13 protein-coding genes are annotated in these 12,874 nt (G+C 34.9%); 6 read left to right on the top strand and 7 right to left on the bottom strand.

Annotated elements, in window-relative coordinates; all coding sequences use genetic code 11:
* Positions 1-8: 8 nt before the first annotated feature.
* Genes radC through B0E44_RS03900 form a run of 5 tightly spaced genes read left to right on the top strand, consistent with a single transcriptional unit; the run spans position 9 to position 3,191 of the window.
* Positions 9-701, top strand: coding sequence for a DNA repair protein RadC (gene radC, locus B0E44_RS03920; RefSeq protein WP_077370895.1), 693 nt, complete (start codon positions 9-11; stop codon positions 699-701).
* 55 nt (positions 702-756) lie between these two features.
* Complete coding sequence (locus tag B0E44_RS03915) at positions 757-1,260, top strand: antitoxin Xre-like helix-turn-helix domain-containing protein (RefSeq protein ID WP_077370929.1); 504 nt, start codon at positions 757-759, stop codon at positions 1,258-1,260.
* On the top strand, positions 1,260-1,718 hold the full coding sequence (locus B0E44_RS03910) for an RES family NAD+ phosphorylase (RefSeq protein ID WP_077370894.1): 459 nt from the start codon (positions 1,260-1,262) through the stop codon (positions 1,716-1,718). Before B0E44_RS03915 ends, B0E44_RS03910 begins: the two co-directional genes overlap by 1 nt.
* A 9-nt stretch (positions 1,719-1,727) precedes the next feature.
* Positions 1,728-2,417: a YjjG family noncanonical pyrimidine nucleotidase gene (locus B0E44_RS03905; RefSeq protein WP_077370893.1), complete on the top strand. Its 690-nt coding sequence runs from the start codon at positions 1,728-1,730 to the stop codon at positions 2,415-2,417.
* A 3-nt stretch (positions 2,418-2,420) separates the two neighbouring features.
* Positions 2,421-3,191, top strand: coding sequence for a hypothetical protein (locus B0E44_RS03900; protein WP_077370892.1), 771 nt, complete (start codon positions 2,421-2,423; stop codon positions 3,189-3,191).
* Between the two features lie 97 nt (positions 3,192-3,288).
* On the opposite strand, the gene B0E44_RS03895 is transcribed toward B0E44_RS03900, so the two are convergent.
* Positions 3,289-4,566 (bottom strand): replication-associated recombination protein A, encoded by a 1,278-nt coding sequence (locus tag B0E44_RS03895; protein WP_077370891.1) that lies wholly within the window; start codon positions 4,564-4,566, stop codon positions 3,289-3,291.
* Between the two features lie 277 nt (positions 4,567-4,843).
* On the opposite strand from B0E44_RS03895, the gene B0E44_RS03890 reads away from it, so the two are divergent.
* Positions 4,844-5,641 (top strand): rhomboid family intramembrane serine protease, encoded by a 798-nt coding sequence (locus tag B0E44_RS03890; protein ID WP_077370890.1) that lies wholly within the window; start codon positions 4,844-4,846, stop codon positions 5,639-5,641.
* 80 nt (positions 5,642-5,721) lie between these two features.
* Here the strand turns inward: B0E44_RS03890 and rlmB are convergent, their stop codons facing one another.
* From rlmB to B0E44_RS03860, 6 genes are all read right to left on the bottom strand, one after another.
* The gene (gene rlmB / locus B0E44_RS03885) at positions 5,722-6,456 is read right to left on the bottom strand and encodes a 23S rRNA (guanosine(2251)-2'-O)-methyltransferase RlmB (RefSeq protein ID WP_077370889.1); all 735 of its coding nucleotides are present in this window, start codon (positions 6,454-6,456) and stop codon (positions 5,722-5,724) included.
* An 81-nt stretch (positions 6,457-6,537) separates the two neighbouring features.
* Positions 6,538-7,047, bottom strand: coding sequence for a lipid-binding protein (locus B0E44_RS03880; protein WP_077370888.1), 510 nt, complete (start codon positions 7,045-7,047; stop codon positions 6,538-6,540).
* A 10-nt stretch (positions 7,048-7,057) separates the two neighbouring features.
* Positions 7,058-7,795, bottom strand: coding sequence for an immunoglobulin-like domain-containing protein (locus B0E44_RS03875; RefSeq protein WP_124019273.1), 738 nt, complete (start codon positions 7,793-7,795; stop codon positions 7,058-7,060).
* A gap of 11 nt (positions 7,796-7,806) precedes the next feature.
* Entirely contained in the window at positions 7,807-9,237 is a 1,431-nt protein-coding gene (locus tag B0E44_RS03870; protein WP_077370886.1) for a SusD/RagB family nutrient-binding outer membrane lipoprotein, read from the bottom strand.
* A gap of 11 nt (positions 9,238-9,248) precedes the next feature.
* Complete coding sequence (locus B0E44_RS03865) at positions 9,249-12,437, bottom strand: SusC/RagA family TonB-linked outer membrane protein (protein WP_077370885.1); 3,189 nt, start codon at positions 12,435-12,437, stop codon at positions 9,249-9,251.
* A gap of 84 nt (positions 12,438-12,521) precedes the next feature.
* On the bottom strand, positions 12,522-12,874 hold a 353-nt coding region (locus tag B0E44_RS03860), incomplete at its 5' end, for a BamA/TamA family outer membrane protein (protein ID WP_165688764.1).

Genomic DNA, 12,874 nt, shown 5'->3' with positions numbered 1-12,874 from the left:
AAAGTAAAATGGAACAAAACAATATACCAATCACCAATTGGTCAGAAGACGATAAGCCTCGTGAAAAGTTAATGCTCAAAGGGAAAAGCGTTTTGAGTGATGCCGAATTGATTGCGATACTTATTGGTTCTGGAAGTCGAAACGAATCGGCTGTGGATTTGAGTAAACGAATTTTGGCAAGTGTCGATCATAATTTAAATGCTTTAGGGAAGCTATCTATTGCGCAATTAATGAATTTTAAAGGAATTGGCGAAGCCAAAGCGATTTCTATAATTGCCGCTATGGAGTTGGGAAGAAGAAGGCGAAGCGAAGATGCAGTTGAGTTAGCAAAAATAACATCAAGTAAAGCAGTTTTCGAAGTTATGCAACCGATAATAGGAGAGTTGCCACACGAAGAATTTTGGGTTTTGTTTTTGAATAATTCAAATAAAATACTTTTCAAAACACAGTTGAGCAAAGGTGGAATGACTGGAACAATGGTCGATGTTCGAATTGTTTTTAAAATAGCATTTGAGCAAAATGCAACCGCAATTATTTTGGTGCACAATCATCCTTCCGGAAAACTGCAGGCCAGTGATGCCGATATTCAAATAACAAAAAAGATTAAAACTGCTGGGCAACAATTAGATATCCCTGTTTTAGATCATATAATTATCACAGAATCTGGTTATTATAGTTTTGTTGATGAAGGAATATTTTAAAAAACTTGCTTAAATAAGACATTTGTCTTATATTTACAGACAAATGTATTTTTTTATGGAAGCGATTAAATTAAAACCAAGAGAAGCTATTGATAAAGCTGTTAGAGTTTTAGTCAATAGAGTGGAGCAGGAGAGAGGATATAAGCTTTTGAATAAAAAGATCACTTATGATGAGTTTTTGAAAAATAGAATGCTAATTGTGCATGCTATTCGCGAAGGAATTCCGTATGAACTTTTTAATTTGATAAAAGAAATAACTCCTTTTAATGAAGAGGATTGGGCTTCTTTTTTGGGGATTTCCACAAAATCACTGCAACGAAATAAAATTAAAGAGGATTTTATTTTTAAGCCTTTGCAATCGGAAAAAATTTTAGAATTGGCTGAGGTAACTTCCTTGGGGAATACTGTTTTTGATACCGAAACACAATTTTATATGTGGCTGAAAACACCTTCGTTTGCACTTGGGAACCTCCAGCCTATTGAATTGCTTAGAGATTCTTATGGAAAAGAAATGGTTGTAAATGAGTTGAATAAAATTGACCAGGGGATTTTTGTATAATGGAAGTTTTTCGATTAGCAAGAAAAAAGTATCCGATAGAATTATCTGGAAAAGGAGCTTCGATTTCGGGAGCACGTTGGAATTCAAAAGGAACAGAAATTATTTATTGTGCCCAAAACAGGGCTTTGGCAATGGCCGAAGTTTTGGTTCATCTTTCATTAGCCACATTGCCCAATGATTTTGTGATGTTAACAATTGATATTCCAGATGATATTTTCATTGAAGCATTAGATTTTAAAAAACTAAATATAGATTGGAATGTTTTTCCTTGTACCTTTGAGACACCGCTTTTGGGAGACGATTTCATAAGGAGAAATGAAGCCTGTGTATTGAAAGTGCCGTCAGCGGTAGTGAAAGGAGATTTTAATTTTTTGATTAATCCGTATCATGCAGATTTTTATGAAATTAAAATCATAGAACAGGTTGATTTTCCTTTTGATAAACGAATTTTTAAATAATTGCATTACATGTTATCTTCTAAAATAACCGATATTTTCTTTGATTTAGATCATACGCTTTGGGATTTTGATGCCAATTCGAGTTTGGCTTTTGAAACTATTTTTAAGAAAGACCATCCCACAATTCAAATAGCCGATTTTATAGAAAAATATATTCCTATCAATCAGGCGTGTTGGAAATTGTACCAGTACGATAAAATTACCCACGCGGAATTACGTTATAATCGTCTTAAGCATACTTTTGATGCATTAGAATACTTTGTTTCCGATGCCCAAATTGAAAGTATCGCTCATGATTACATTCAGCTTTTGCCCGAAAACAACCATTTGTTCGATGGAACGATTGAAGTGCTGGAATATCTAGAAAAAAAGTATAAATTGCATATTATTACCAACGGCTTTGCCGATGTGCAATACAAAAAAATTAGAAATTCGAATATTGCGGGATTTTTTAAGACAATTACCAATTCTGAAATGGCAGGCGTTAAGAAACCCAATCCCATTATTTTTGAGCATGCCCTTAATTTGGCGAAGGCCAAAAAAGAAAACAGTCTCATGATTGGGGATTGCCTCGACGCTGATGTGCAGGGCGCATTAAATGCAGGATTGGATGCTATTTTTTTTAATGATAAAAACATTGAAGTAAAACAAAACATTAAACAAGTAACACATTTATTAGAACTAAAAAAATATTTATAATACATGAAAACTAAATTTCTATTCCTATTGCTGCTTGTTTCAAGCTATGGTTTTTCTCAATCGGTTAATGATTATGCGGGAGTAATTATTCCTTTAAAATATGATTTTCTTAAGTCCGAAAACCAGTATCGTCTGTGTACCTTAACTAAGGTTAATTTAAAAAAAGCAGGATTTGAAGCTTTTTATGCAAATGAAACCTTTCCTGGCGGATACAATGACAGATGTAGTTTGTTAAATGTGGATTTAATAAAGGATAATGCATTTTTGGTAACAAAACTCTACGTGGTTTTCAAAGATTGTAACGGTAAAGTCGTTTATAAATCGGAAGTAGGAAAAAGCAAAGAGAAAGATTATGAAGTAGCTTATTCTGAAGCATTGAATATGGCTTTCACCTCTGTTTATGCACTGAATTATAAATATAACGGCACGTTACCTGCAAATAATGCAAATACAGCAGTGGCATCTCCTTCGGTTGCATCTGTTGCTTCAGTTGCCGTTCCGGCTACAGTAGTGGCTGTAGCAGTGAATGTGCCTAGCAGTAGTACCGAGCCTGATGGTTCAGTCTTGTTTGCACAGCCTATTAAAAACGGGTTTCAATTAGTAGACAGTACACCAAAAGTGGTTCTGAAAGCTTTTAAAACTACCAATCCATCCATTTATTTAGCCTCTAAAGAAGGCATACAAGGTGTTTTGATCCTAAAAGAAAACCAATGGTTTTTTGAATATTACGAAAAAGATACTTTAATGTCGGAGAAAATTAAAGTGAAGTTTTAATCTTTTAAGTTTTAAAATCATTTAGGAAATTGTTCCCAACAAAACCTCGGTGTCTGCTCCGGGGTTATATTTTAAATTTGCATTCTGCAATCTAACATCAATATCCGTATTTATCCTTCCAGCGATTTTTCAGGAATTCACGAGTAGTATTTTCTCTGGAATTTGCGCCGGGAACATAAATAGGTGTATTACTTAAAGCTTCTGGCAAGAATTCCTGTTCTGCAAAATTATTGGCATAATCATGCGAATATTTATAATCTTCGCCATATCCTAACTCTTTCATTAATTTGGTTGGAGCATTACGCAAATGGATTGGTACAGGTAAGTCACCTGTTTGTTTTACTAGTTGTTGAGCTGTGCCAATAGCTAAATAAGACGCATTGCTTTTAGGAGAAGTGGCAAGATAAATAGCGCACTGACTCAGAATAATTCGGCTTTCGGGATAACCAATGGTCGATACCGCCTGAAAAGCATTATTAGCCATTATAAAAGCCGTCGGATTTGCATTTCCAATATCTTCGCTTGATAAAATCAGCATTCTTCTGGCAATGAATTTCACATCTTCACCGCCTTCAATCATTCTGGCTAACCAATAAACGGCACCGTTCGGATCACTTCCCCGAATTGATTTTATAAAAGCCGAAACGATGTCATAATGTTGTTCACCAGTTTTGTCATATAAAACCGTATTTTGCTGTACCAATTCAAAAACTCGGTTATTGGTAATCAAAATTTCATCTGCAGCCGAGGCATTTACGACCAATTCAAAAATATTTAATAGTTTGCGTCCATCGCCGCCGGAAAGACGCAATAGCGCTTCTGTTTCTTGCAGTTCGATCTTTTTTGTGGTTAAATAAGTATCCGTTTTCATCGCTCTTTGCAATAAATGTTCTAAATCTGCCTTAGAGAACGCATTCAAAACATACACTTGGCATCGGGACAATAGCGCAGGAATAACTTCAAAACTTGGGTTTTCGGTCGTAGCACCTATGAGTGTAATCCATCCTTTTTCAACAGCCGCTAGTAAGGAATCCTGTTGCGATTTACTAAAACGATGAATTTCATCAATAAACAAGATAGGATTTTTGGCGGTAAATAACCCGCCGCTTTGTTTTGCTTTTTCAATTACATCCCTAATATCTTTGACTCCAGAATTAATTGCACTTAATATATAAAATGGACGATTAGACTCTTGTGCAATAATTTGAGCCAAAGTCGTTTTTCCCGTTCCCGGAGGTCCCCAAAATATTAAGGATGGGATAATTCCTTTCGCAATTTGTTGCGTCAGCGAGCCATTAGGTCCAACCAAATGCAGCTGACTAATATAATCTTCTAGTTTTTGCGGGCGTATACGTTCTGCTAAAGGTGCTTCCATTTTGTAAAAATACGGAATTTTCAGTTTTTACAAGTATATTTTTCAGGAGCTGTTTACTTCGTCAGTTCGCTTCGCTCGTGTCCTGCTGTCCACTATATCTTTTGTGTCTCGTTGAAAAAACGGGACACAAAAGGATGCCGTTTCCATCAGGGCTTGGGCATTCGTTTACATGACGAAATTATTTTATATGACAAAATAGCACTAAATTGCTTTTGGATACATTTTTGATTTGTTTTAAGAGTCTGTAAAATAATCTAACAATTTAGCGGTCTGAATAATGGAAGAAAATCATTTTAAATTCACCAATGCTGTTTTAGGAGTGCCGCTTTTTTTCGTGCTGTTCCTTTGGTTTGTCTATTGGTTAGAAATTCGGTTTGGATTTGATTTTGATGAAAACGGAATTTTGCCGAGGACTTTTTCTGGATTGCAGGGTGTTATTTTTAGCCCATTCATTCATTCGAATATAGAACACCTCTATAATAATTCCATACCATTAGTTGTGCTTTTAGCGGCACTTTTCTTTTTTTACAGTAAAGAAGCAATAGAAATATTGGTGTATGGAATCCTACTTTCCGGAGGTTTAACTTGGATCATCGGAAGAGAAAATTATCATATTGGAGCGAGTAGCTTAATTTATGTATTGGTTTCTTTTATTTTTTTTAAAGGCTTACAAACCCAATATTATCGGCTGGTAGCCTTGTCTCTCACCGTGATTATTCTTTATGGTGGAATGGTTTGGTATGTTTTTCCAAAAATTGATGAAACCATTTCTTGGGAAGGTCATTTGTCAGGATTAATTGCAGGTTTTGTACTTACTTTTTTATATAAAAAGCCAGAATTCAAAAAAGTGATAAAATATGATTGGGAGCGACCTGATTATGACCCGTCCGAAGATAAATTTATGCAACGTTTTGACGAAAATGGTAATTTTGTCAATCCACCGAAACCCGAAATTATTGAAGAAAATGAAATTGAAGTCAATCCTTTTTTTCAATCGAGTTCTAATGTCGTTTATGATTTTATCGAAAATCAAAACGATATAAACGAAAAAAATGAATCAAAACCAGAGTCTTGATTCATTTTGTGTTTATCTATATTTTATATTTTGCAATCTAATAATCAAAGTTTTTTCTTTGGCACTGCAATCTAAAATTGTTAGCTTCTCTGTCTAACTGCTTCATATAAAAAAGCGCCACAAGCTACGGATACGTTTAATGATCCAATAGATCCAAACATTGGAAGTTTTGCTTTGTCATCTACGATTTTAAGTACTGATGGGTTTACTCCTCGATCTTCTGAACCCATAATGATGGCTACAGGTTCATTCAGTGAAATATCATAAATATTTTGGTCTGTTTTTTCGGTTGCGGCAACAGTTTTAATACCGCTTGCCTGCAAAAGGAAAATAGCATCTTTTATGTGCTCTACCTTACAAATTGGAATATTAAATACCGCACCTGCTGATGTTTTTACTGTATCACCATTTACAGGAGCCGAACCCGCTTTTTGTACGATAATCCCGTTAACACCAGTGCACTCTGCAGTTCTGATTATTGCGCCAAAATTACGCGCATCCGATATCTGGTCTAGAATTAAAAATAAAGGTTTTTTACCGTTTTCAATAACGGTTTCTATCAAGGTTTCCAAATCATAAAATGAGATAGGGGAGACTGTGGCTACTGCACCTTGGTGATTATTGGGAGTCAATCGGTTAAGTTTTTCAACAGGCACATAGGAGAAATTGATATTTCCTCTTTTCATTACTTTCATCAAGTCTTTCATTAGTTCGCTGCTCGCTTCCTTCTGAATATATACTTTATCTACTGTTGCGCCCGCCTGAATGGCTTCAATTATCGCTCTTATTCCAAAAATTTGATGCTCTTTTTCCATGGTGCAAAGTTAAGCAAAAGGTTTGTATAAAAAAAACCACCCCAAATGATGGGATGGTTTAATTTTAACATAGTTAAAATACTAGTATTCGTCTTCTTTGAAACCAGTTCTTTTATGACCTTCATAGGTAATTATGGTACCTGGATCATAACTAAATTCAGCTTTAAACGAAATCTTATCAACTTTATGTCCTCCTTTAGATTCCGCTGCTCCTTTTTCTATTTTACCCTCTGTAATTGTGACTGTGCTTTGTGGTTTACCAGTTGCATCTAAATCCAATAAGTTAGGAGAAGCAGTAGCACTAAAAGTACCATCACTATTAATAGTCATTTTACATTTTATTTCATAACCATCTCCGTGATCATCAATCCACATGGTGTTGTCATTAGCAGCAGTGTTATATGTGTAATGATGAACATGCTGAGCAAGTATTCCTGATGCATCAGAAATGTCGATATACCAATCACCTGCAAATTGCTCAGTTGTTGTTCCTCCTGGATTTGGATCACCTCCTTCATCACAAGAAGAGAATGAAGTCATTATAAGAATACCAAAAAGGACTTTTATAATATTATTTTTTAGTTTGTTCATTTTGTTATAATTAAGGTTGAACTTGAGTTAGTGTTGCTACAAATGTGTATGCAGTTGGAGCTAGCCAAGTAGTTGTAAATACTATTGTTTTAGTTGCTGCGTTAACAGTCATTTCAGTCATGTTTGCAACTCCTCCAAAACCAGTATTTGTTAATGGATTCCCAGGGAATGTAAATGTGTTTGTTGCAATGTTTACAGCATTAATTTTTCCACCTGGTGTAATGTATCCTATGCCTAAAGCTCTTCCATATTGATACCACCCGCCAAATGCATCAGATACTTCATAAGTACCGTCAGTATTTTTCCAGATATAGATATATTTAATATCTCTGTATGCATTACTTGGAATTGCTCCATTTCTACTGATAGTACAAGTATATACACCTTCAATACTGTTTACTAAATCTCCAGTTTTATATACAATAACTCTTCTTACTGCACTTGCTTTAAATCCATCTTTATTAGTGGCAGTGTAAGTTTGGCTGTATTCATCCATAATATTAGTGTCAATAGAAGAACCTCCTCTGAAATTACCAGATCCAGTACTTGTAAAAGGAATTGGTTGTCCGTTTTCTGTAGCGACACATCCAGGGTCTGCATACGTTCCGCCTAGAGGAACAAATATTGGGTCACTACCTTTAAGTGAAATTAAAGGATAATTGGTTACTGATGATACATTTGCTGTATCATCAGTACTACAAGCCATAAATAATAGACCTGTAAGTATAAGTGTGATTATTTTTTTCATATCGTATGTTTTTAATTCCACCAGATTTTAGTTGTTATTGGTACTAAAGCAGGCGCGTTAGGGTTTGCATTTCTTTCAGTAAGAGGATATGCCATTCTTTTTGGGAATAAACCATTTGTAATTCCTCCTTTTGAATAAACAATTTGACCAGCTATATATCCAGCGTTATCTTGGTAAACAGCAGAAGTTTTTGGATATCCAGTTCTGTTTGTTTCAAAAAAGGCTTCAAAACCATTTCCAGGGAAACTAGCAATCCATTTTTGAGTAATAATAGCTTCCAATTTTTGATCAAAAGTACCTGCGGTTGGGTATGCATAACCACCACCAGCAGCAACAAAAGTAGCTCCGTTTAAACTATATCTAGCAAAATTTGCTAGAACAGCTGCGTCATATTTAGCTTTCCCAGATTGACTGTTTCTTTCTAATGCTTCAGCTTGAAGTAATAGACTTTCTTCTCTTGTCATCAAATAAGCAGGGGTAGTAGCTTTTAAAGTTACGATTGCAAATGTTGCGGAACCTGCAGGATTATTTAAATCTCCTTGATTAAGAGAATTTCCAGCACCGTAATACTTCCCTTTTCTTGGGTCAACTTTTGCGTCAAATAATGAGGCTAAAGTTGTACTCATTCTTAAGTTAGTGGCTGTATTTAGTTTTCTGTTGTTATATTCGTACAACGGATTACTTTGGTCTGGTGCATCAATAAATTGAGTCATTCCAGCGTCAACATCTAAAAACTCAGCTCCAGAACTTAATAATTGAGTAATTCCAGCGTCAGCAATTGCTTTTCTTGAACTGTTAGTCTGTCTCATGTAGATTTTTAGTTTCAGCGTATTGGCTAACTTTGTCCAATTGCTCATATTACCAGCAAAAATGAAATCATCTTTTCCTGGATTAGTTCCTTTTGAGTCATCTAAGTTTTTAGATAGCGCTAAGTTTAAATCATTAATTAAGAAGTCGTAAACTTCTATGCCAGTATTGAATTTTGGAGTCAATATATTAACGTTATTTGCTTCAGTGTAAGGAATATCGCCATACATATCTGTTAATACTTGAGAAGCTTGTACTTCTAAAGTTGTTGCAATTAAGTAATATTTCCAATTTTCTTCAGCTAATGCTCTACGTTTAACATTTCTGATGTCTCCCAATGCGTCATACATTCCGTTCCATACAACATTATAATCTGACGTTCCTATTGCGTATGTGTCAATGTCTTTATATTGATTGGCAGCATTACTTTGTGTCCAATATTGAGACCACATACCTCCAATAATAGCTAATGAGGCTCCTTCTGCTCCAATAAGTCCACTTATTCCTGCTGGTAATTGAGCTGAAAGAGGGGCGCTGTTTGGGTCTAATAGGTCTGGGTCTCTATTGATATCTAAATCGCTACATCCTATAAGTGTAGTTGTTAGGATGAATATACTTAATATTACTTTTTTCATTTTTCTTTAATTTAGAATGTTAATTTAAGAGATGCTCCATAAGAAACTTGAGCTGGATTTGTTCCAAATTCTCCTTGTTCGCTTAATAAGCCAGAACCAAAAGTTGATAATTCTGGGTCAATGTAGGCGTTTCCGTCTGGTGTCCATAAAGCTAAATTCTTTCCATAGATGCTTAAAGAAGCATTAACTAATCCCATTTTTTTAGAAAAATCTGATGGGGCGTTATATGTTAAGGAAATATCTCTTAGTCTAACAAATGTTTTGTCAATTACATGAGTGTTCTCAATTGCAGCATTGTTGGATGTGTTGTAGAAATCTGTTATGCTTTCAAAAGACACTGCAGTACTGTTCTCAGTGTAACCAGTAACGTTTCCTGAAGCATCAAAAACTTCATTTACAGAATTAGGTATTACGAATGTGTTTCTGTCATTGTAAGCAGTTTCAATACCATTTCCTGTAAAATGTGATAATCTTTTTGTATAAGAATACATTTCACCGCCTTCTTTCCAATCAATACCAAAAGCTAAAACCAAATTTTTATATGTGAATTTGTTTTTGAAACCCATAACAAAATCTCTTTGAGCATTTCCGATGCTTTGTTCGTCAGCTGTAACTTCGTAGTATCCTGTAGCTGCATTTACAATATATTGTCCGTCATCATTTTTTCTTGGAACAAAATTTTGGAAATCTCCAAGAGGTTGGCCTTTTACAGCATTAAATGATACGCCATAATTTGAAGCTAGTAATAATTTATTAACACCACCTACGATATCAGTAACCTCATTCATGTTTTTAGTGAAAGTGGTAGCAAAATCCCATTTAAAATCTTCATTTTGAATAACAGCAATGTTTAATGCAGCTTCGATACCTTTATTTTCTATGTCTACAATATTTGCAGTTTGAGAAGTGTATCCAGTTGATGTAGGTAAAGGTCTTGCGAATAAAACTCCTTCAGTATCCTTTTTATAAATGGAAACATCAAGATTAACTCTTTTAGAAAACAGAGCAGTTTCAAATCCAACCTCAAATTCGTTAGTTATCTCTGGTTTTAATTCTGAATTACCTAAATTTCCAGAATATTCATAACCGTTAACACCACCAATTGGAAGAGTTATTGTTCCAAATCCTAATCCAGCAACTCCTTGAGCTAATGAAGATTCTGTTTGGTATGGCGCTGTGTCATTTGCAATTTGAGCATAACCAGCTCTAAGTTTTAAGAAATATTCAGGGCTGTCTAAAACGATACCACTTAATGCTACAGAAGGGTAGAAGTAAGAGTTATTTCCTTGTGGCAAGGTAGAAGTCCAATCGTTTCTTCCAGTTACAGTCATGTAAAGTATGTTTTTGTATGATGCCTCTAATGATCCATATACTGCGTAAGATTTTCTGATTGAGTTTCCTTGTGCAACCACTGGTTTTAATGATGAATTTGATAATTCATAAAAGTTTGGGATATCCAAATTTGTTATGGCTGCCTGTAAAAAGGATTGCTTTCTTTCGTTTGAATTAAACCCTAAAAGAGCATTAATACCAAAATCGTCATTAATTTTAGTGTTATAGTTTAAGTTTAAGTTATTGTCCCACTCTGTGTTTTCGTTTGTGGATTCTGTAACTCCTCCTACAACTGGAATTGTAGATGCTAAAGCTTGTGCAGATCCTGGTTCAAAATTTACAATCGCACCATATGATTTAATTGTTTCTACACGGTAGTCACCTCCTCCTTGGTAACTTGCTGAAAGTTTATCATTAATCTTATATGTAAAATTAACATTTCCGAATAATCTGTTACCATCTATCTTGGTGCTGTTTTCATTTACTGACCAATAAGGATTAGAAGCATAAGGAGTAAAGAAATTACTATTGTTGTTGAACGGATTATTTGTGTAATCTTTAAGGTCAACAATACTGATATCTCTTGGCATTTGCAATAATTCTTGGCTCAAAGTGTTTCCTTCTCCAGAGGCTTGTCCTTGACCTGTGTTTACTGCATTTTGATCCTTTCTAATATAGTTAATGCTTGTTTTAATGCTGAATCGGTTATCTGTGATACCTGCATTTAATCCAAAAGTTTTTCTTTTGTATGCGTCAGCGTCGGTTGGAATAATACCATCTGCATTAACATCAGAATAGCTTAATGAGAAATTTGAGTTCTCTCCACCACCACTAATTCTTACACTGTTTGAAAAAGTTGTTCCTCTGTCATAAAAATCTTTAAGGTTGTCCTCAAGAACCACGTAAGGCTTTATTTGTTGAGAATTATCAACGATAGAACCCCAAGGCCTAATTTCTCCATTAAAAGCTGGTCCCCAAGATCCATTTTCGTTACTTGCATTATTTCCTGGTTGATTGTTTGACCACGATTTTCCAGCCCATCCTTGTCCAAATTCATTTTGGAAGTGTGGAATTCTTCCTACTTCAGAAAAATCTGAAGATGATACTACATCTACAGTAATTTTAGATTTGTTTTTGGCAGACTTGGTAGTAATAAGTATTACTCCGTTCGCAGCTCTAGATCCATACAAGGCTGATGCTGCTGCTCCTTTAAGGATTGACATGCTTTCTATGTTGTTAGGATCTAAATCACTCACCCCATTACCTGCGTCAAACGATCTGTTGTTACCAGTAGCGCCATTTGAACTATTGTTAATTGGAGTTCCATCAACAACATATAAAGGGCTGCTACTAGTAAGTGAGTTAAAACCTCTAATGATTACTTTTGAAGAAGCACCTGGCTGTGCTGGAGCTGTAATATCGACCCCTGCAACTTTACCCGATAGAGATTCGAAAACGTTAACGTTTGCCACCTCAGTAAGATCTTTTGCTCCTACGTTTGCAGTTGCGTAACCTAAAGATCTTTTTTGTTTTTTGATACCTAAAGCCGTAACTACAACACTTTCTAATTGAGTTGCATCACTAGCTAATTTTACATTTACTGTTGTTGAGCTTGCAGATTTCTCTGAAGATTTCATACCAACATAACTGAACACCAATACGTCACTTGGTGCTGCTTTGATAGAGTATTTTCCATCAAAATCTGATTGAGTTCCATTTTTTGTTCCCTTCACTAATACACTCACACCTGGTAAAGGCATGCCTGCATTGTCGGAAACAATTCCTGAAACAGATCTTTCTTGCGCAAAAGTTAGTTGCGCCACTAGTACTACTAGGAGTACTAAGAATCCATTGAACTTTAGTTTCATTTTTAAATATTTTGAATTAGTGAGGCAAAAATCATAATAATTTGTTAACTATCCTAATATCTCAAACTCTTTTTTTTGTTAAAGCTAAAATTTAACATTATAACTTAACGTTATGTTTGTGTTATAAAATTTTATTTCTTCGTTTTTTGTCTTTCCGTTTGTGATTGCAAATTTCAATAAACCATTAGCGGTTTGTACGCCTAAACCTATTCCAATCCCTAGAAGTTTTTCATTTATGTTTTCTTTTAGTGTTATTGTTTGGTCTTCATAATAACTATAATCTAGTATGGAATTGAAGTACAAATTTTGGGAAATTAAATATCGATATTCTGTCATTAGAACGATCAGAAAATTGGCTTGTAAGCTATTTTCTGCAAATCCTCTTATTGAGTTGGTTCCTCCAAAACGGTATAATTCGTTTGTTAGGTATTTTTTAC

It is taken from the genome of Flavobacterium sp. A45 (assembly GCF_002001005.1).
Classification (GTDB): Bacteria; Bacteroidota; Bacteroidia; order Flavobacteriales; family Flavobacteriaceae; genus Flavobacterium.
The sequence above is the reverse complement of the archived record's forward strand: the minus strand, read 5'-3'. Positions and strand labels throughout refer to the sequence as shown.

Excerpts from the sequence above, each read along its gene's own strand:
- B0E44_RS03900 (WP_077370892.1), top strand. The coding sequence starts at position 2,421 with ATGAAAACTAAATTTCTATTCCTATTGCTGCTTGTTTCAAGCTATGGT.
- radC (WP_077370895.1), top strand. The coding sequence starts at position 9 with ATGGAACAAAACAATATACCAATCACCAATTGGTCAGAAGACGATAAG.
- B0E44_RS03865 (WP_077370885.1), bottom strand. The coding sequence starts at position 12,437 with ATGAAACTAAAGTTCAATGGATTCTTAGTACTCCTAGTAGTACTAGTG.
- B0E44_RS03895 (WP_077370891.1), bottom strand. The coding sequence starts at position 4,566 with ATGGAAGCACCTTTAGCAGAACGTATACGCCCGCAAAAACTAGAAGAT.
- B0E44_RS03915 (WP_077370929.1), top strand. The coding sequence starts at position 757 with ATGGAAGCGATTAAATTAAAACCAAGAGAAGCTATTGATAAAGCTGTT.
- B0E44_RS03890 (WP_077370890.1), top strand. The coding sequence starts at position 4,844 with ATGGAAGAAAATCATTTTAAATTCACCAATGCTGTTTTAGGAGTGCCG.
- rlmB (WP_077370889.1), bottom strand. The coding sequence starts at position 6,456 with ATGGAAAAAGAGCATCAAATTTTTGGAATAAGAGCGATAATTGAAGCC.
- B0E44_RS03880 (WP_077370888.1), bottom strand. The coding sequence starts at position 7,047 with ATGAACAAACTAAAAAATAATATTATAAAAGTCCTTTTTGGTATTCTT.
- B0E44_RS03870 (WP_077370886.1), bottom strand. The coding sequence starts at position 9,237 with ATGAAAAAAGTAATATTAAGTATATTCATCCTAACAACTACACTTATA.
- B0E44_RS03905 (WP_077370893.1), top strand. The coding sequence starts at position 1,728 with ATGTTATCTTCTAAAATAACCGATATTTTCTTTGATTTAGATCATACG.
- B0E44_RS03910 (WP_077370894.1), top strand. The coding sequence starts at position 1,260 with ATGGAAGTTTTTCGATTAGCAAGAAAAAAGTATCCGATAGAATTATCT.
- B0E44_RS03875 (WP_124019273.1), bottom strand. The coding sequence starts at position 7,795 with ATGAAAAAAATAATCACACTTATACTTACAGGTCTATTATTTATGGCT.